11 protein-coding genes are annotated in these 19,497 nt (G+C 73.2%); 7 read left to right on the top strand and 4 right to left on the bottom strand.

What is annotated here, in order from left to right; translation table 11 throughout:
• The first annotated feature begins 2 nt into the window (after positions 1-2).
• The 6 genes from ACIRFL_RS09640 to fxsT all read left to right on the top strand — a co-directional run bounded on the left by ACIRFL_RS09640 (position 3) and on the right by fxsT (position 11,252).
• On the top strand, positions 3-2,084 hold the full coding sequence (locus tag ACIRFL_RS09640) for a trypsin-like peptidase domain-containing protein (RefSeq protein WP_404026157.1): 2,082 nt from the start codon (positions 3-5) through the stop codon (positions 2,082-2,084).
• 168 nt (positions 2,085-2,252) lie between these two features.
• The gene (locus ACIRFL_RS09645; RefSeq protein WP_404026158.1) at positions 2,253-3,269 is read left to right on the top strand and encodes an AAA family ATPase; all 1,017 of its coding nucleotides are present in this window, start codon (positions 2,253-2,255) and stop codon (positions 3,267-3,269) included.
• 7 nt (positions 3,270-3,276) lie between these two features.
• Positions 3,277-6,513, top strand: coding sequence for an SAV_2336 N-terminal domain-related protein (locus ACIRFL_RS09650; RefSeq protein WP_404025887.1), 3,237 nt, complete (start codon positions 3,277-3,279; stop codon positions 6,511-6,513).
• Between the two features lie 91 nt (positions 6,514-6,604).
• Positions 6,605-6,880 (top strand): hypothetical protein, encoded by a 276-nt coding sequence (locus ACIRFL_RS09655; RefSeq protein ID WP_404025889.1) that lies wholly within the window; start codon positions 6,605-6,607, stop codon positions 6,878-6,880.
• Positions 6,877-8,169, top strand: a complete 1,293-nt coding sequence (locus tag ACIRFL_RS09660; protein WP_404025891.1) for an aKG-HExxH-type peptide beta-hydroxylase — start codon at positions 6,877-6,879, stop codon at positions 8,167-8,169. The genes ACIRFL_RS09655 and ACIRFL_RS09660 overlap by 4 nt, the downstream gene beginning before the upstream one ends.
• A gap of 80 nt (positions 8,170-8,249) precedes the next feature.
• The gene (fxsT, locus tag ACIRFL_RS09665; protein WP_404025893.1) at positions 8,250-11,252 is read left to right on the top strand and encodes an FxSxx-COOH system tetratricopeptide repeat protein; all 3,003 of its coding nucleotides are present in this window, start codon (positions 8,250-8,252) and stop codon (positions 11,250-11,252) included.
• 217 nt (positions 11,253-11,469) lie between these two features.
• On the opposite strand, the gene ACIRFL_RS09670 is transcribed toward fxsT, so the two are convergent.
• From ACIRFL_RS09670 to ACIRFL_RS09685, 4 genes are all read right to left on the bottom strand, one after another.
• A complete protein-coding gene (locus ACIRFL_RS09670) occupies positions 11,470-15,318 on the bottom strand; it encodes a multifunctional oxoglutarate decarboxylase/oxoglutarate dehydrogenase thiamine pyrophosphate-binding subunit/dihydrolipoyllysine-residue succinyltransferase subunit (protein WP_404025896.1) in 3,849 nt (1,282 codons plus the stop codon).
• Between the two features lie 281 nt (positions 15,319-15,599).
• A complete protein-coding gene (locus ACIRFL_RS09675; RefSeq protein WP_404025898.1) occupies positions 15,600-16,709 on the bottom strand; it encodes a sensor histidine kinase in 1,110 nt (369 codons plus the stop codon).
• Positions 16,706-17,446 (bottom strand): response regulator transcription factor, encoded by a 741-nt coding sequence (locus ACIRFL_RS09680; RefSeq protein ID WP_388720890.1) that lies wholly within the window; start codon positions 17,444-17,446, stop codon positions 16,706-16,708. Before ACIRFL_RS09680 ends, ACIRFL_RS09675 begins: the two co-directional genes overlap by 4 nt.
• A 113-nt stretch (positions 17,447-17,559) precedes the next feature.
• Complete coding sequence (locus tag ACIRFL_RS09685; protein ID WP_404025900.1) at positions 17,560-18,237, bottom strand: spermidine synthase; 678 nt, start codon at positions 18,235-18,237, stop codon at positions 17,560-17,562.
• Positions 18,238-18,472: 235 nt separating this feature from the next.
• Here ACIRFL_RS09685 and ACIRFL_RS09690 point away from each other — a divergent pair, with 235 nt between their 5' ends.
• A complete protein-coding gene (locus ACIRFL_RS09690; RefSeq protein ID WP_404025901.1) occupies positions 18,473-19,261 on the top strand; it encodes a rhomboid-like protein in 789 nt (262 codons plus the stop codon).
• Positions 19,262-19,497 lie beyond the last annotated feature (236 nt).

Below are 19,497 nucleotides of genomic sequence, written 5' to 3' on the forward strand. Positions count from 1 at the left end.
AGATGGTGCGCCCCTCGCTCGCACGCATCGGCGCACCGGGCGACGGGTATGCAACCGACCGTGACGGGTACTGGGGATCAGGCTTCTTCATAGCTCCGGGTTGGCTGCTGACCTGCGCGCACGTCGTGGGAAAGGGGGGTGCTGCGGTGTGGCGAGGCGAGAGGGTCGTGGGCGTGGCCTGGGAGGGCCGCGGCGCCGCGGGCACCCGTGGGGAGCGGACCGCGACCGGCACCGTGGTCCTCGCCGACCCGCGCCCCGAGCACCCCGACGCGGCGGGTGACCGCTGGCGGCTGCCGGACATCGCGCTGGTCCGGGTGCCGGACGCCGAGGACGCGCGGTGCCTGTGGCTGAGCGACCGGGCGCCCAGCACCCCCGCCCCGATCGGCCTGCACGGCTGGTCCCGCAGGACCGGCGAGCTGGGCGTGCGGCACGGCGTCGGCGAGGCGACAGGATCGGACGGCCGGGCGCTGCTGATCAACGGCAGCCTGCCGTTCGAGGGACTGTCCGGCGGGCCCGTGATCGACCGGCGCTACGGCGCGGTCATCGGCATGATCAAGGGCCGCGGCCGGGACGAGGGCGCCGCCGTCCCGATCACCGCGCTGCGCGAACTGCTCGACGTACGCGGCGGCGATCTGGTGCACGAGGTGCTGCGCGCCCACGACCTGCACCACCTCGCGCTCCTCGACGACCCGGCGGAGTACGCGCACTGGACCGCGGCGCAGTCCGGCCTGCCCGGCTACGACGGCTCCGGGATCACCCCCGAACTGCGGGCCCGGCTCTACGGCCATCTGGCGCACCTCCCGCCGCCCGCCGGGCCCGGCGAGGTCGTCCATCTCGTCGAGGAGGTCAGGGCCCGGGTGCTGAACAGCCGGCACCGCTCGCTGATCGTGCACGAGCCGCGCAGCTGGCGCGAGGGCGCAGGACTGCTGCACGGGCTGCGCGCACCGGGGCAGGCCGGCGGGGCCCCGGTCGACCTCGACGCCGTCCTGCTGTACGCGGCGCGGGTGGCCCGGCACACCGTCCGGGAGCGCCCGGGCGAGGCGGACCCGGAACGGCTGCGCGCCTTCGCCGACTGGATCACCGAACAGGCCGACCGGCACGAGTACTGGGCGGTCGGCGAGGCCATCCACGGCATCCTCGACGGCCTCTTCGACCCGGCCGCCGCGCACCCCGCGGAGCCGTCCACGGCCCGCACCGACGTCCTCGTCAAGGTCGGCGAGCCGATGTACGGCGACCTCTACCCCTGGAGCGTCCAGCTGATCTACGACGGCCAGGACGTCACGCCCGTGGCCGGCGACGACCGCGGCGTACGCGCCGACGAGCTGTCCGCCACCCTGCGCGAACCGCTGGCCCGCGCGCTCAGCCAGGGCGACCACGGCGAACACCTGGCCGCGGTCGAGGTGTTCCTGCCGCGCCGCCTGTTCGACCTGCCCGTGGACGACTGGGGCCTCGCTCCCGACGGCGCCGTAGGCGAGAGCGAAGACACTACCGACGATGCCGCCGATCCCGACGAGCGCGCCATGCCGCTCGGGCTGCGCCGGACCGTCGTCATCCGCGACGCACGGCGCAACGCCAGGAAACCCTCGCCGGAATGGCTCAAACGGTGGCGGGGCACGGCCCGCGGCCCGCTCTCCCACCAGCCGCTGCGCGGCGAGGCACCGGCCGGCGGACACCCGCCCGGCGGCCGTAGCGAGGGCGAGTACGCCGTCTACGGCCGGCTGTCGGCGCTGGGCAACGGCTGCGTTCCGGTCTACTGCGGCCCGGTCGGCAGCGGCGAGGGCCAGGTGGCCATGAAGTACGCGCTCATGGCCGGCCACTCCGTGGTGCTGTGGCGCCGGGACCGGCACGACCACGAGGAGTGCCGCGCCTTCCACCGGCAGGCCGCCGACCTGCTCGGGCTCGCCAAGGGGGCGGACGGGCTGCACGGCCCGGTCCGTGACCTGCGCATCCGGCTCGCCGACCCCGACACCGTGCGCGCCCAGGGGCTGCGCGGCAAGCTGGCCGTGATGTTCGATCCGCCCGACCGCACTCCGTACGGAACGGAGGCCATGCGACCGCCACCCCTGGCCGCCCCAGGCGGCTGACCGCCCACCGGACACCCCGTCAACCCACCTGCATCACAAGGGCGTTCCCGGACCGGGAAGCGACACCGGACGCCCGCGAAGCTCGGCAGGCACGGCCGCCTGGCGGTAACGTCGTACGTCGAACGGCCGGGCCCGCAGCCTGATCACCGGAGCCGGGAGGAGCCCATGGTGAACGACTGGCGGATCTACCGCGGAGTGGGTCAGCCGCACGACGGAGTACGGCGGTTGCCCGCGCCGCCGCCCTGGCGTGACTTCGCGGCCGCCCAGGACGGGGCGGAGTCCGGCCCGGAGGACTCCAGCAGCGCCCGCCGGCTCGGCGTGCGCCGGCGCCTGGTCGAGAACTACGCCCCACGGCCCGCCGAGGTCGACGCCGTCAACGCCGCGCTCTATCTGCGCCGCCCGCTGCTCGTCACGGGCAACCCGGGCACCGGCAAGTCCACCCTCGCCTACGCGGTCGCCCATGAACTCGGCCTCGGCAAGGTGCTGCGCTGGCCGATCGTCAGCCGCACCACGCTCCACGACGGCCTGTACCGCTACGACGCGATCGGCAGGCTCCAGGACGTCCAGCTGGAACGCGCCCAGGGCGCGGAAGGGGCCGCGGCGGCGGCCTCCGGCATCGGCTCCTACATCCGTCTCGGCCCGCTCGGCACCGCCCTGCTCCCCGCCGAGCAGCCCCGGGTCCTGCTCATCGACGAACTGGACAAGAGCGACCTCGACCTGCCCAACGATCTCCTGAACACCCTGGAAGAGGGCGAGTTCGCGATCCCCGAACTGGAGCGGCTTGCGGACCGCGAACCCGTCGTCGACGTGCTCACCCACGACGGCGAGCGGGTGCGCGTGCACGGCGGACGCATCGCCTGCACCGCCTTCCCGGTGATCGTCCTGACCTCCAACGGCGAGCGTGACTTCCCGGCGCCGCTGCTGCGCCGCTGCATCCAGCTCGAACTGGAGCCGCCCGGCGAGGAACAGCTCACCGCCATGGTGGAGGCGCACCTCGGCGAGGAGAGCGTGACCACGGGCCGCGATCTGATCGCCCGGTTCCTGGACCGGGAACCGGGCGAGGTGGTCGCCGCGGACCAGCTCCTCAACGCCCTCTTCCTCACCCAGCACGCACCGCGCGCGGAACGCCTCACCCGGGAGCGGATCGCGGACATGCTCATGCAGCCGCTCGACCGTACGAGGTGATGGCCGGATGCGCGGCATGCGTCTGGACGAGCTGATCGGCAGGCTGCGCCGCGGCGGGCTCGACCTCACCGCCGAGGACGTCGCCGACGCCGTCTGGCTGGCGCAGCGGCTCGGCACGGCCCTGCCCCGCGACGCGCCCCGGGCGCCGGGCCCGGCCGCGTCCACCCCGGACCGGGACCCACCCGGCCCGGGCCCCGGCCCCGGCAAGGAGCCCGCGGGCCGGCCGGCCACGCCCGAGGCTCCGGCGCGGGCCACCGGGGACGCACCCTCCGCCCCCGTGCCCCTGCACACCGCGGGCGCCGCCCCGCACGGCAACGCCGACGGCACTCCCTCCGTCTTCCCGGTCCGCGCGCCCGCCGCCGGCGCCCTGCCCGGACTGCTCGGCCTGGAAAAGGCGCTGCGCGCGCTCGGCCGCTACCGGTTCGCCACCGACACCCCCCGGGACGAGGAGATCGACGAGGAGGCCACCGCGGACCGTGCCGCCGCGAGCGGCGTACTGCTGCCCGTGACCCGGCCCGGCCGCCGCCACCGCTGCGACGTCCAGCTGCTCATGGACACCGGCCCCGCCATGGCCGTATGGGGGCAGCTCGTCGAGGAACTGCGCCAGGCCTGCCAGCAGTCCGGCGCCTTCGCCTCCGTCCGCGTCCACCACCTGTACGGCGACGAGTCCGGCACGCCCCTGGTCGGCACCACCGCGGGACCCGGCGCACACACCCGGCTGCGCAGGGCCGACGAACTGCACGACCCCACCGGCCGCCGGCTCACCCTGGTGATCAGCGACTGTGTGGGGCCGCTGTGGCAGAACGGCACCGCGCAGCGGCTGCTGCACGCCTGGCCGCGCACCGCGCCGCTGGCGGTCGTGCAGCCGCTGCCGCCCCGCCTGTGGGGCCGCACCGCGTTCCCCGCCGAACCGGGCCGCCTGGTGCGCCCCGGCGAACTGAGCGGCCGGATCGGCTTCGTGCCCGACGAGGAGCCCTGGGAGGCACCGGCCGCCGACGCCCGGCCGGTGCCGGTGCTCCAGCCGACGCCGGAGGCGTTCGCGGCCTGGGCCCGCCTGCTGTCCGGCACGGGGCCGACCAGCGAACGCGCCTGGGCCGCGCTGACCGCGCCCGCCGTCCCGGCCGCACCCGGCGCCGGGACCCCGCGCAGCGACGACGAGATCCTGCGCGCCTTCCGGGCCGCCGCCTCACCCGGCGCGCTGCGTCTCGCCGTCTACCTGGCGGCGGCCCCGCTCACCCTGCCCGTGATGCAACTGGTCCAACGCGCCATGCTTCCGGACACCGGCCCCATGGAACTCGCCGAGGTGCTGCTCGGCGGCCTGCTCAGGCAACTGCCCGGCACCGAGGAGCAGCCCTGCTTCGCCTTCCCCGGCAGGCTCCAGGAACTGCTGCTCGACTCCCTCGACCAGGACACCGCCGGACTCGTCCTCAAGCACTGCTCCGCCTATGTGGAACGGTACTTCGGCAAGGGCACCCGCAACTTCGCGGCGCTCGCCGCCGCCCGGCTCGCCGACCGCGACCCGGCCGCGGGCACCGCCCGCTTCGCCGACGACGGCGGGGCACAGGACGCCCAGGGCGGCGTCGAGGCCGAACTGTTCGCCCGCATCCCCGCCCGGGTGCTGCGCTTCTACCTGCCCGACCTGGTGACCCCCGAGCCGCTGGCCGAGGCGGAACGGCTGCTGCGCCAGTGGCAGCAGCTCGCCGACCCGGAGACGCTGCGCCGCGCGCGGGAACAGGCCGAGGCCGCGGTGGGCCCGCCCGGCGGCCCGGCCGCGCAGGACCCCGCCGACGCCGTACGGGCCCGGCTGGTCCTCGGCCGGATCCTGCGGGCCGAGGCCGGCACGGCGGCGGTGCGTGCGGCCGGCCGGCGGGCCGGACTGCTGCGGGACGCCCTCGACGACCTCGCGGCGGCCCACGCGGCGGCACCGGCGGACAGCGCCGAGCAGGCGGAGGCGGCCCTGGAACTGGCCGCGTGCCGACGGGAGCTGTGGCAGCTGACGGGAGAGTCGGAGCAGTTGTCGGCGGCAGCGGCGGTGCTGGACCCGGGGCACGCGCCCTGGCCCGGTGTGGCGGCCGGGGCGCGGGCGTGGGCCGAGTCGGTGCGGCAGGGCGGGGTGCGGGAGCCCGCCGGCGGTGCGCCCGCGTCGGTCACCGCCCATCGGGCCCGGCTGCTGCTGCGCGGGCGCCTGCTGCTGGACCTGGGCCGCCCCGGGGTCGCCGTACCGGACCTGCGTGAGGCGTGCGCGCTGCTGGAGACCGAGCGGGCCGCCGCGGCGGTGCGCAGCCCGGCGCTGCTCGACCTGGCCCGGGCGCTCCGGGCCGCGGGAGCCGAGGACGCCGAGACCCGTGCCGCGCTGGAGGCGGCCGAGCGGGCCGCCGGTGAGGACACGGACCTGCGGCTGCCCGCTCTCGCCGCGCGGGCCGCGTTCCACGACGCGATGGGCGAGGCCCCCGAGGCCGACGAGGCGTACGAGACGGCCGTCATGCTGGCGCCGCCCTACAGCCCGCGGCGCTGCGAACTCCTCACCGCCTGGGGCGAGTCGCTGCTGCGGCGCGCGTCGGCGCGGGACGGCGCGCGGGTCGTGGACCGGGCCGAGAACGTGCTGCGCGAGGCGCTGAAGGCGCTGCCCGCGCGGTCGGCCCAGCGCGGCCGGCTCCAGGGCCTGGTGGGCAGCGCCCTGGCCCAGCGGTTCCGGCATCTCGGCTTCCTGCCCGACCTGTTCGAGAGCCGGCACCTGCTGGGGCAGGCGGTACGGGCGGCGGCCGACGCGGCGGTGCGGGCCGAGGTGTGGCTGCAGCTCGGCCGGGTCCGGCTCGAAGGCTGGTACCGGGCCGGGGCGCCGGTCCTGGTGGACGCGCTCCAGGCGTACGAGAACGCGGAACGGGAGGCACTGGCCGCGCACGGGGCCGACCCCGGCTCGGTGACGGCGGCCCGGGCGCGGCACGGCACGGGATCCGTGCTCGCCCTGATGGACCGCCCCCGCGCGGCCCTTGCCGCCTACCGGGCGGCCCGGGACCAGTGGCAGCGGCTGGTGGGTGCGCTGCGGGAGGTGGACTGGGGGGACGTGGAACTGACGCGGCGGCTGGAGGAGGAACAGGCGTGGTTCGCGGACACGGGCATGCCGGACGGACAGGCGCGGTCCCGGGCCGAGCGCATGCCGGAGGAACAGTGGCACGCGGTGGCGCCGCCATGGTGGCCATGGACGGCAGAATGGGCGAACTTGACGGAACACGAACGAAGTTGATCGCAGTCGGGTTTCTGCCCCCGGCCTGTCGGGAAGAAGTGGGCAGCCAGTGCGGCTGTGCGGGGCGGGCGTAGGCAGGGAGGAGCCGAGGGTGGGGGAGCAGAGGAACGGGGCGGTCGGTCCCGGCGACGAGGTCGCACGGACCGCGCTCCTGCCGGACCTCACCGACGTCGACCTGCGGACATTGCGCGCCATGGACGATCCGGGGCTGAGCCTCGCGGTGGCGCGGGTGCTCCGCAGCCCGCACGAGTTGACCGAGGCCTGGTACTCCACCGGGGACGACCCGCTGCTGTCCGGCGACGCCCCAGAGCGCATGTTTCCGGTCGGATCCGTGGAGCGCGTCCCGGGCGAGGAGAGCCGGGAATGACCCTGGCGTCCGTCTCGTCCGAGGTCGCCAGGGCGCTCGCGAGCACCCGGCCCCTGCCCATGGGCGACGCGGCACTGCGTGCCGGACTCCACGCGCGTCGACTGCTGTTCCTGAAGTCCCTCCTGGTACGGCTGGAACAGCCCGGCGGCGCGCTCGGCCCGGCAGCCCGACGGCGCTTCGAGCGCGACTGGGCCCTGCTGGAGAGCGCGGAGCGGGCCGACCCGGCAGCGGTGCGCGACGTGCTCGACTACCCCATGACCGGCGCCTGGCTGGCCGAAGCGCTCGCCGCACCCGACGGACCCGCCCTGGAACGGCATCTGGCGCACTTCGGCGGGGTGGCCCTGGCCGCCGCGATCCGGGCCGGCTGCCCGGTCGGCGGCACCCGGACCCTGCCCACCGGCGTGCTGGCCCTGCCCGGCCTGGGCACGCTGCGCCGCACCACCCCGCAGATACGCCTGACCGGCCGGGCCGGGACCCTGCGGATGGCGGACCCGACGGGCCGACAGGCCCCCGTCCTGCTGCGCACCGCCCCACGGCCGGAGGGCCGCACCACCCGCGTCCTCGGCGGCGGCCCCGGCTGGTCCGCCCTGCGCACACTGCCGGGCAGCGCGATCGTCCTGGACGACCTGGACCCCTACCGGGTCCCGCCGCACGGAATCGGCCCAGCCGCCCTGCCCGCGGCCGAGCGCCCCGAGTCCGCCTGGTGGCTGTGGGCCCAGCGCTGGAGCGAGGCGCACGCGCTGCTGTCGGCGACCGATCCCGGCCGGGCCGCGGAGATCGGGACGGTACTGCGGGCCGTGGTCCCCCTCGCCCCCGAGCGACGGGCCGGCGGCGCCCCGCGCAGCGCCACCGCCCGGGCCGCGCCCGGCGCGGTGCTGGCCCAGCTTCCCGGGGACGGCGCGGAACTCGCGGAATCCCTCGTGCACGAGACCCAGCACACCAAACTGGCCGCCCTGCACGACCTCTCACCGCTGTGCGTACCCGGCGCCGGCACCCTGCACCGGGTCGGCTGGCGGCCCGATCCCCGCCCCGTCATGGGCGTGCTCCAGGGCGTCTACGCGCATCTCGCGCTCGTCGATCTGTGGTCGCGGGCCGGCGGCACCCCGTCCGCCCCGCCCGGCTGGCGGCGCCGCGCCGAACTGCGGCTGGAAATCTACCGTGAGCACGTCGGAGAAGCCTTGTCCGCGCTCGGCGAATCCGATGAACTGACCCTGGTGGGAAGGGAGTTCGTACGGGGGATGGGCCGACACCACGCCGGTCTCGGCAGGGCGGCCAGAAGCCTGCGATAACACTCCGTGGGCATAGGATTGCGTCACGCTATGCACGTGGCCGCGCGGCAGCGCGGCGGACGCTGGAACAGGGAGCGACGATGGCGGTACAGCGGCGTTCGGGCGGGGACGGTACGCCGTCGCCCGAACACTTCCTGGTGGTCTTTCCGGGCTACCACCGCTCTTGGGCGACATGGATCGCACAGTGCCTGGAGGGCCACGGCCACCGGGCCACCCTGCAGCGCTGGGACCCGCCGCGCGAGGTCCCGCTCGAGGACTCCCTCGGCGACCTGCTGCTGTCCAGCGGGCGCGTCCTCCTCGTCCTCAACGACTGGTTCTTCGAACTCGGACCGCGGCCTGCGGGGGAGTGGAACGACGCCCTGCGCGGATTCGTCGCCGCGCACGCCGACCGCTTCGCCGCGGTCAACCTCACCAACCGCCCGCTGCTGCCGGCCACGGCCGTCCTGGAACCCGCGAGCCTTTGGGGGCTGAGCGAGGAGAGCGCCGAGGAACGGCTGCTGCGCCGGCTCGGCCTGGAGCGCGCCCGGGTGCCACGGACCGTGACCAACCGGGTCCGCTACCCCGACACACGCTGCGAGATCTGGGGCGAGGTCCCCCGCCGCAACCCGCGCTTCACCGGCCGCGACGACCTGCTCACCGACATCCACCAGCGGCTGGCGGACGCCGAGCGCGGCGCCGCCGCCTGCACCCTGCTCGGCATGTCGGGCATCGGGAAGACCCAGCTCGCCGTCGAGTACGCGCACCGGTTCAGCACCGACTACGACGTCGTGTGGTGGGTCAACTCCGACGACCGCAACATCCAGCGCGACCGGCTCGGCGAACTCGCCGTGGAGATGGGCCTGACCATCGGCAGCGAGCCCGGCGAACGCATCCGCGCCGTCCGTGACGCCCTGCGCCGCGGTGAGCCGTACGCCAACTGGCTGGTGATCCTGGACGGCTGGGACGACACCGACGGGATCAACACCCTGCTCCCGCAGGGTCCCGGGCACGTCCTGATCACCTCCCGCAACCGCGGCTGGAGCGAGCACACCGACATCGTGGAGATCCCCGCCTTCCTGCGCGCGGAGTCCACCGCCTATCTGATGCGGCGCGCCCCGCACATCACCGCGGCCCAGGCCGACGAGGTCGCCGCCGAGTTCGGCGACGTTCCGCTGCCCCTCGTACAGGCCGCCTCCTGGCTCGGCGAGTCCGGCATGGAGGTGCCCGAGTACCTGCGCATGGTGCGCGAACGCCAGCTCTCCACGGTCGACGAGCCCGCCACCGGCGAGGGCTTCCCGCAGTCGTCCATGACCTCCTGGTCGATACTGCTCAACCGGCTGCGCCGTGCCCAGCCGCAGGCCATCGACGTACTCAGCCTGTGCACGTCGTTCGCCCCCGGCCGTATCCCGCTGGGTCTGATCCGCGCCTACCCGCAGGCGGACCTCCCGGAGGACCTGCGCTGGATGACCACCGACCTGGCCGCCTGGACCCGGGCCCTGGACACCCTCGTCAACTACTCGGTGCTGACCCGCGAGACCCGAGGCCCGGCGGGCGTCGAGATGGGCCCGCACCAGGAGTCCGTGCACATGCACCGGCTCGTCCACGACATCGTCTCCAAACTGGTCAGCGAGCAGGGCCGCACGGACCACCAGCGGGTCGTACGCACCCTGCTCGCGGAGGCCGACCCCGGCAACCCCATGGACAGCAGGAACTGGCCGCGCTACGCCGAACTGCTGCCGCACCTGGAACCCTCGGGCGCGCTCTCCAGCACCCGGCCCCGGGTCCGGGAGACCGTCCTGAACTGTCTGCGCTACTGCTTCCGCAGCGGGGAGTACCGCAGCGGACTCGACCTCGCCCGGCGGATCCGGGAGAACTGGTCGGGCACGTCCGACCCGCTGGACCAGTCGATGCTCGACCTGACCACCCAGGAGAGCAACATCCTGCGGGCCAGCGGCAGCTTCCGCGAGGCGCACGAGCTGGACCGCGGCATCCTGGACAAGCTCCAGGCCGCGCCGGTGCGCAACGAACTGGCCGAGCTGACCACCAAGGGCACCATGTCGAGCAGCCTGCGGCAGCTGGGGCGCTACCAGGAGGCGTACCAACTCCAGCAGGAAGTCCTCGACGGCAACACCCGGCTCCTCGGGCCGGACGAGACGCTCACCCTGATCGCCCGGCACAACCTGGGCGTCGTGCTGCGGCTGCTCGGCCGCTACGCCGAGGCGTACGAGATGGACCTGGAAACCCTCTCCCGGCGCGAGAACACGCTGCGCGCCCGGCACATCAACACGCTCAGCTCGGGCAACGCCGTCACCCACGACCTGCGGCTGCTCGGCCGCTACCGGGACGCGCTGGCCCGCCAGGAACCCGTGCTGCGCCTGCACGTCCAGGTGCTGGGGCCGCAGCATCCGCAGACGCTGGAGGCCCGCGCCCAACTGCTCATGTGCCGGCGCCGCGAGGGCGGACAGGCGCGGGACACCGGGCCCGCCATGGTCAGCCTGCTGGACCAGCTGACCCAGGTGCACGGCCGAGAGCACTACCGCACACTGTCGTTCCTCACGAACTACGGCAACTACCTGCGGGAACACGGCGACCTCGGGCTGGCGCGCGAGCTGATCGCGGAGGCCGAGGCGGGCTACCGTGCGCTGCTCGGACCCGCCCATCCCGTCGCCACCGGAATGCTGTCCAACACCGGTCTGGTGATGCAGGCCGCGGGCGAACGCGCCGAAGCGATGGCCATGTTCGAGTCCGCGCTCGCTGGGCTCACCGCCACCCTGACCGCCGACCATCCCTGGGTCCTGGGCTGCGCGCTGAACGCGGCGAGCGCGCGGAACTTCAACGGCCGTATCGCCGACGCCGTCGAGCTGAGCCGGGACACCCTGCGGCGCTCCCGCCGGGTGCTGGGCGACGAGCATCCCCTCACCCTGTCCTGCCAGGTGGCCCTCGCCGCCGACCTGCGGGCGGCACGGGAGCAGGAGGAGGCCGGAAAGCTGGAGGAGGACGGCCTGCTGTCCCTCACCCGCACCCTGGGAGCCCAACACCCCCACACCATCTCAGCCCGCCAACGAACCCGCCCCTACTGGGACTTCGAAACCTACCTGAGCTGAACGCTCCGCTGGAGTACGCCGGGACAGGCAGTCGGTCATCTGCGGCACCGTCGTGGTTGCTCGCGCCCCTTTAGGGGCGCGGGGAACTGCGCGAGCAACCACAACAAACCCGCACCCGCGCCCGCTCCGCAACCGACCCCCCGAACAGGCGAAGGGCCCGAAACCGAGCAAGAACTCGACCCCGGACCCTCCAACCATCGCCCAAACCGCCGGAGGCCTACGCTTCGAAGACCTCCCGCACCAACTGCTCCTGCTCCGCCTGGTGCCGCTTGGCGGAGCCGACCGCCGGGGACGAGCCGTGCGGCCGGGAGATGCGGCGCAGCCGCTCACCGTGCGGCACGTCCGCGCCGACCGCCAGGTCCAGGTGGTCGATCAGGTTGAGGGCGATGAACGGCCAGGCACCCTGGTTCGCCGGCTCCTCCTGGGCCCACAGGTACTTCTCGGCGTTCGGGTACTTGGCGATCTCGGCCTGCAACTCGGCGCCCGGCAGCGGGTACAGCCGCTCGATCCGGATGATCGCCGTGTCGGTCACACCGCGCTTCTTCCGCTCGGCGTCGAGGTCGTAGTAGACCTTGCCCGCGCAGAAGACAACCTTCTTCACGGCCGCCGCGTCGACCGAGTCGTCGCCGATGACCGGGCGGAACTGACCGCTCGTGAACTCGTCCGCCTTCGACGCCGCCGCCTTCAGCCGCAGCATCGACTTCGGGGTGAAGACGACCAGCGGCTTGTGGTGCGGGTTGTGCACCTGCCACCGCAGCAGATGGAAGTAGTTCGACGGCAGGGTCGGCATCGCGACCGTCATGTTGTTCTGCGCGCACAGCTGAAGGAAACGCTCGGGGCGGGCCGAGGAGTGGTCCGGGCCCTGGCCCTCGTAGCCGTGCGGGAGGAGCAGCACCACGCCGCTCGTCTGCCCCCACTTCTGCTCCGCCGACGAGATGAACTCGTCCACCACCGTCTGCGCGCCGTTGACGAAGTCGCCGAACTGGGCCTCCCACATCACCAGCGCGTCCGGCCGGGCCAGCGAGTAGCCGTACTCGAAGCCCATCGCCGCGTACTCGGAGAGCAGCGAGTTGTAGACGTTGAGGCGGGCCTGGTCCTCGGACAGATACAGCAGCGGCGTGTAGTCCTCGCCCGTCTCGCGGTCGATCAGGACCGCGTGGCGCTGGCCGAAGGTGCCGCGCTGCGAGTCCTGGCCCGCCAGCCGGACCGGGGTGCCCTCGAGCAGCAGCGAGCCGATGGCGAGCGTCTCGCCCATGCCCCAGTCGATCGTGTCGTCCTCGACCATGGCCGCCCGGCGCTGCAGCTGCGGCAGCAGCCGCGGGTGGACGGTGACCCGGTCGGGCACGTTGACCTGGGACTCGGCGATGCGCTTGACGACCTCGGAGGAGACGGCCGTGGGGATCGCCACCGGGAAGCCGTCCTGCGGCTCCTGGACGTTCGCGGCGGCCGGCTGCGAGGTGGCCTCGCGGACCTCCGTGAAGACCTTCTCCAGCTGCCCCTGGTAGTCCTGCAGCGCCTGCTCGGCCTCTTCCAGGGTGATGTCGCCGCGACCGATCAGGGACTCGGTGTAGAGCTTGCGGACCGAGCGCTTCTTGTCGATCAGGTCGTACATCAGCGGCTGGGTGAAGGCCGGGTTGTCCGACTCGTTGTGACCGCGGCGGCGGTAGCAGATGAGGTCGATCACCACGTCCTTGTTGAACGCCTGGCGGAACTCGAAGGCCAGGCGCGCGACGCGCACGACCGCCTCCGGGTCGTCGCCGTTCACGTGGAAGATCGGGGCCTCGATCATGCGGGCCACGTCCGTCGCGTACATGGAGGAACGCGAGGACTCGGGGGCCGCGGTGAAGCCGACCTGGTTGTTGATGACGATGTGGACCGTGCCGCCGGTGCGGTAGCCGCGCAGCTGCGACATGTTCAGGGTCTCGGCCACCACGCCCTGGCCCGCGAAGGCCGCGTCGCCGTGGATCGCCACCGGCAGGACGGTGAAGTCCGTGCCGCCCTTGTTGATGATGTCCTGCTTGGCGCGGGACACGCCCTCCAGGACCGGGTCGACGGCCTCCAGGTGGGAGGGGTTGGCGACCAGCGAGACCTTGATCTGCTCGCCGTCCAGGCCGGTGAAGGTGCCCTCGGCGCCCAGGTGGTACTTGACGTCGCCGGAGCCGTGCATCGACTTCGGGTCGAGGTTGCCCTCGAACTCGCGGAAGATCTGGGCGTACGACTTGCCGACGATGTTGGCGAGGACGTTCAGGCGGCCACGGTGGGCCATGCCGATGACGACCTCGTCCAGCCGGGACTCGGCCGCCGAGTCGAGGACCGCGTCCAGCAGCGGGATGACGGACTCGCCGCCCTCCAAGGAGAACCGCTTCTGCCCGACGTACTTGGTCTGCAGGAAGGTCTCGAACGCCTCCGCGGCGTTCAGCCGGCGCAGGATCCGCAGCTGCTCCTCGCGCTCCGGCTTGGAGTGCGGGCGCTCCACGCGGTCCTGGATCCACTTGCGCTGCTTCGGGTCCTGGATGTGCATGAACTCGATGCCGGTGGTGCGGCAGTACGAGTCGCGCAGCACACCGAGGATGTCGCGCAGCTTCATCATCGACTTGCCGGCGAAGCCGCCGACGGCGAACTCGCGCTCCAGGTCCCACAGCGTCAGACCGTGCTCGACGATGTCCAGGTCCGGGTGCTTGCGCTGGCGGTACTCCAGCGGGTCGGTGTCGGCCATGACATGGCCGCGCACCCGGTAGGAGTGGATCAGCTCGAAGACGCGGGCGGCCTTGGTGACGTCGTCGTCGTGCGAGGCGTCGATGTCCTTGAGCCAGCGGACCGGCTCGTAGGGGATGCGCAGCGCCTCGAAGATCTCGTCGTAGAAGCGGTTCTCACCGAGCAGCAGGTTGGCGACCTGGCGCAGGAACTCGCCGGAGGCGGCGCCCTGGATCACCCGGTGGTCGTAGGTCGACGTGAGCGTCATGACCTTCGAGATGCCGAGCTTGTTCAGGGTGTCCTGGCTGGTGCCCTGGAACTCCGCCGGGTAGTCCATCGAGCCGACGCCCATGATGACCGACTGACCGGGCATCAGACGTGGCACGGAGTGGACGGTGCCGAGGCCGCCCGGGTTGGTCAGGGAGACCGTGACGCCGGTGAAGTCGTCCATCGTCAGCTTGCCGTCGCGGGCGCGGCGGACGATGTCCTCGTAGGCCTGCCAGAACTCGAAGAAGTTCAGCGTCTCGGCCCTCTTGATCGCCGCGACGACGAGCTGGCGGTCGCCGTTGGGCTTGACCAGGTCGATGGCGAGGCCGAGGTTGACGTGGGCCGGCTTGACGAGGGTCGGCTTGCCGTCCTTCTCGCCGAACGACCAGTTCATCGACGGCATGGCCTTGATGGCCTGGACCATCGCGAAGCCGATGAGGTGCGTGAAGGAGATCTTCCCGCCGCGCGCCCGCTTCAGGTGGTTGTTGATGACGATGCGGTTGTCGAACAGCAGCTTCACCGGGACCGCGCGGACCGAGGTGGCGGTCGGCAGTTCCAGTGAGGCGTTCATGTTCTTGGCGACCGCCGCGGAGGGGCCGCGCAGCGTCACGTACTCGGGGCCCTCAGGAGCCCCGGTGGCCGGGGCCGCCGGGGCTGCCGGCCTGGCCGCCGGCGCGGCGGGCTTGGCCGGCGCGGGTGCGGCAACGGCGGGCCGGGGGGCGGCCGGGGCCGGGGTCGCGGGCTTCGGGGCGGCCGGCGCAGGCGCGGCCGGCGCAGGCGCGGCGGACGCGGCGGGCGTGGGCGCCGCCGGGGCGGCGGGCCGGGCCGGGGCCGCCGGTGCGGAGGTCTCTGCGGCCCCCGCGGTCGCAGTACCCGCCTGGGCCGGGGCGGCAGCCGCTCCGGGCTTGTAATCGGCGAAGAAGTCCCACCAGGCGCGGTCTACCGAATTCGGGTCCTGGAGGTACTGCTGATAGATCTCGTCGACGAGCCACTCGTTCGCGCCGAACGCGGCGGTGGGGTTCTTCCCGGCCTGTTCGTCGGTCGTGGTGGCACCGCCCGACCGAAGGCCGGGGGAGCTCGGGTTACTGGGGGACTGTGGCGACACGGCGGCAACCGCCCTCTTCCGCTTCACAAGGTGATGGACAGCGGGAATAAAGGCTACGCCTCCATGAGCGTGAAGGTCAGGTCGGGCCGGTTCATCGTCGTGTAAGTCACATCAGAAAGCGGGTTTCGGGCCTTGAAATGGCGGGAAACAAGCGGGATTCAGCTGTGCGAGGGATGCCTCGGCCCGCGCCTCGGCGCGCGTGGCGGCGCGGCTTCGCGCGGATCCACGCACCCGTCGGCCGGGACGCTCGTGGATCTTGTGGCTCCGCTTCGAACTTTACGTCAACTTGGCAGAGAAGGCTCTCCCGGAAGGGTGATGAGAATCCGGCAGCCCCGCTCGGATTCGGCCACCCCGATCCGGCCGCCGTGCAGATCGACCGCCCAGCGGGCGATCGCGAGACCGAGCCCGGTGCCGCCGTCGCTGCCCGGACCGTGCGGGCGGCTGACGGCGCCCCGGTTGAACCGCTCGAAGACCTTGCGCCACTCCGAGCGCGGAATGCCGGGGCCCTCGTCCAGGACCTCCAGTTCCAGCGAGTCGGGCTGCGGGCCGCGCCGCGCCTTCACGGTGACGCGGCCGTGCGGCGGACTGTGCTTGACCGCGTTGTCGATGAGGTTCGCGACGACCTGGTGGATGCGCTCCGGGTCGGCGAGCGCGGTCAGCTCCGGCGGGGAGACGTCGAGGTGCAGATGGACGTCGGTACGGGTGTGGCTGCCCGAGCCGGAGGCGATGGCGGCACGCGCCGAGGCGACCATGTTGGCCTCCTTCAGCACGCCCGACAGATACGGCCACACCTCGAAACGCCGCTTGCGCAGCGGGACGACCCCGTTGTCCAGCCGGGACAGGTCGAGCAGCGTCTCCACCAGCCGGCCCAGCCGCTCCGTCTGCTTGAGCGCCGTGCGCATGGTCTCGGTGTCCGGCTCCGCGATGCCGTCCACGACGTTCTCCAGCACCGCCCGCAGGCCCGCGATGGGGGTGCGCAGCTCGTGCGAGACGTTCGCCACCAGCTCCTTGCGCTGGCGGTCCTGGGCCTCCAGCTCGTCCGCCATCACATTGATCGTCTGGGCCAGGTCGCCCAGTTCGTCCCGGCGGTTCTCACGCACCCGGCGCGTGTAGTCGCCGTGCGAGATGGAGCGCGCCACCGCGTTCATCTCGTCCAGCGGCGCGGTCAGCGACAGCGCCACGAACTGCGTGATCAGCAGGGTGGCGATCATCGAGAAGACCGTGATGAAGCGCAGCTCCGTCTTCGTGTGCACCGCGATCATCGACAGACCTGTCGTGATCAGCACCGAGATGACGACCAGCGCACCCAGCTTGGTCTTGATCGAGAACGGGCGTACGCCGCCCCAGGGTTCCCCGGGGCTCCTCCGTGCGGCCGACCGCCCGTCGCTCATGGCGTCGGCGTCTCCAGCGCGTAGCCCACCCCGTGCACCGTGCGGATCCGCTCGGCGCCGATCTTCCGGCGCAGCGCCTTGATGTGGCTGTCGACGGTCCGGGTGCCGGAGGCGTCCGCCCAGTCCCACACCTCGGCGAGCAGCTGCTCGCGGGAGAGCACCGCGCGCGGCGTGTTCGCCAGGCAGACCAGCAGATCGAACTCGGTCGGCGTCAGGTGCACGTCCTCGCTGCGCACCCGTACCCGGCGCTGCGCGTGGTCGATCTCCAGCTCGCCGAGGCGCAGGATGCCCGAACGGGGGGTCGCCGCGGCCAGCGCGGCCCGCTCCACCCGGCGCAGCAGCACATGCACCCGCGCGGCCAGCTCCCGCATGGAGAACGGCTTGGTCATGTAGTCGTCCGCCCCGACCCCGAGCCCGACCAGCATGTCGGTCTCGTCGTCCCGCGCGGTCAGCATCAGCACCGGTACCGGGCGCTGGGCCTGCACCCGGCGGCAGACCTCCAGACCGTCGAAGCCGGGCAGCATGATGTCGAGGATCAGCAGATCGGGCTGCCATGCCTCGGCCGTGTCGACGGCGGCCGGGCCGTCGCCCGCGGTCTGCACGAGGAAACCCTCGGCGCGCAGCCGGGCCGCGATGGCGTCGACGATCGTCTGGTCGTCCTCGACGACCAGGACCCGGCGCTGAGCGCCCGGGCTGGCCGCCGACGTGCCGTTGTGGGAGGTGTGTGTCTGCTCCATCGCCCGCCCCTGAAGTGTGCTTTCCGGAATCCGTGGGGTGATCCCATGACTGCGATTGACGCTTGAATGATCCGCGTCAGGGAAGCACACTACGGCGACAGACCGTGCCGTCGCTATCCAGGTCGTACGGCGAGGTGCACGACGTCCGGAACGCCCCGGGCAACGGGGATCTCTTCGGTACGCACCTGCTGGAACCCGGCATTCTGCAAGGTTCCTTCAAATTCCGGAGAGGGCTGCGCCGACCACACGGCGAGCACTCCGCCGGGCCTCAACACCCTTGCGCAGTCCGCCAGTCCGGCCGGTGCGTAGAGGCCGCCGTTGCCCTCGGTGACCGTCCAGCCGGGCCCGTTGTCGATGTCCAGGCACAGCGCGTCGAACGTGGTGGACGTCTCATGGACGTACGCCACCAGGTCCGCCTCCACGATGTGGGTGCGCGGGTCGGCCAGGGCCGCGGCGGACACCTCGGCGAGCGGTCCGCCGCGGTGCCAGTCGACGACCGCGGGTTCCCGTTCGACGACCGTGATCCGCCCCCAGCGCGGGTTCGCCGCGGCGTGTGCGAGCGAGAACCCGACTCCCAGGCCGCCAATCAGCACCTGCGGCGCCGGGCGGTCGTCCAGGGCGTCGAGCGCGGCGTCCACCAGCAGCCGCTCCGAGCGCCCGTCGGAGGTGTCCATCAGGAAGCAGCCGTTGGCGATGATCTGCAGCAGCGTGCCGTGCCGGCGCAGCACCACCTCGCCGTAGGGGCCCTCACGGCGGTCCAGGACTTCGGGAATGGCGTACGGGGTGGTCATGGCCCCATCCTGCCCGACACCCGGGGCCGGTCCGGCGGGCCGGTCACGGTCCCGCTCACGGTCACGGGAGGGCGGCGCGCGTCACCCGAACGAGCGGCGCGCCGCGGCCGTGTCCTCCCGTACGGCGCAGCCGGTTCCTCTGAGCATCCTGTGAATCGGGTTACGCGTGGCGTCGGTCATAGACAGCGGCCCCCGCGGCGCGAAGGGTGGGGCCGAGCGGAAGGAGCGCCTGACGGTGGAACGGACCGCGGAGGCGGCGACCACGGCCCCGCCCACGCGCCTCAAGGACGCCCCCGAGCCGGCCGGGAGCCGGACGGCCGAGCTGTTGGACGGGATGCCGCGGCAGCGGGGCCCCGCGCCGTCGGCGGCACCGCCGGTCGCGCGGACGCTGTGCGTGCCGCGGCCCTGGCGGCTGCTGCCCACGCCCGCCGGTACGCCGTTCACCTTCGCCTACGCGGCCCTGCTCGCCGTGACCTCGCTGGTCGCCTCGTTCGCCGACCCGTCCCTCGTGCACGCCCTCCAGCAGGGATCGAGCACGGACGTGGCCCACCTGGTGGGCGCGCCCGGCGCGGTGCTGGTGGCGAGCGCGCTGTGGATCGCCGGCGGGGCCGCATCGCCGTACGCGCTCGGCTTCCTGCTGGTCCTCACCGCGCTGGAGCGGCGCGTCGGCGCCCTGCGCGCGGCCGGTGTCTTCCTGCTCGGACACGTGCCGGCCACGCTGGCGACCGAGGTGCCCGTGGGGCTCGCCGTGCTCACCGGGCATCTGCCGGTCACCTCGCTGCACCGCCTCGACTACGGCATCAGCTTCGGCGTGGCCGCCGTCACCGGCGCCCTGGCCGGGCTTGCCGCGCCCTGGCTGCGGTGGACGCTGCTGGGCCTGTTCGGCGGGATGGTCGCCGCGGACCTGATCGAGTTCGCCGACCCGATGACCGACTGGGGTCACCTCATCGCGCTGGCCATCGGTGTGGCGACCTGGCCCCTGGTACGCCGCTGGAATCACACCCCGGCACCGACCGCGCCCTGAAGGGGCGCGGGGAACTGCGCGGGTAACCCCAACGCACCCGCATCCGGCAGCCGGCCCGCGCCCTGAAGGGGCGCGGGGAACGGCGCGGGCAACCGCAACGCACCCGCACCCGGCAGCCGGCCCGCTCTGTCACGGCGACCGACCGGTGGCCTCGTGATCGCTCAGAGCGAACGGGGCCCGGGGAACAATCGGTGGCTCACGTGCATTGAGTCGGCATAGCTCAACTTGACTGCCGA

The organism is Streptomyces sp. NPDC102462, from assembly GCF_044765425.1.
GTDB lineage: Bacteria > Actinomycetota > Actinomycetes > Streptomycetales > Streptomycetaceae > Streptomyces.

Bases quoted from the DNA above. Each gene is read 5' to 3' on its own strand.
- fxsT (WP_404025893.1), top strand. From the start codon at position 8,250: ATGGCGGTACAGCGGCGTTCGGGCGGGGACGGTACGCCGTCGCCCGAA.
- ACIRFL_RS09650 (WP_404025887.1), top strand. From the start codon at position 3,277: ATGCGCGGCATGCGTCTGGACGAGCTGATCGGCAGGCTGCGCCGCGGC.
- ACIRFL_RS09685 (WP_404025900.1), bottom strand. From the start codon at position 18,237: ATGACCACCCCGTACGCCATTCCCGAAGTCCTGGACCGCCGTGAGGGC.
- ACIRFL_RS09660 (WP_404025891.1), top strand. From the start codon at position 6,877: ATGACCCTGGCGTCCGTCTCGTCCGAGGTCGCCAGGGCGCTCGCGAGC.
- ACIRFL_RS09675 (WP_404025898.1), bottom strand. From the start codon at position 16,709: ATGAGCGACGGGCGGTCGGCCGCACGGAGGAGCCCCGGGGAACCCTGG.
- ACIRFL_RS09680 (WP_388720890.1), bottom strand. From the start codon at position 17,446: ATGGAGCAGACACACACCTCCCACAACGGCACGTCGGCGGCCAGCCCG.
- ACIRFL_RS09640 (WP_404026157.1), top strand. From the start codon at position 3: ATGGTGCGCCCCTCGCTCGCACGCATCGGCGCACCGGGCGACGGGTAT.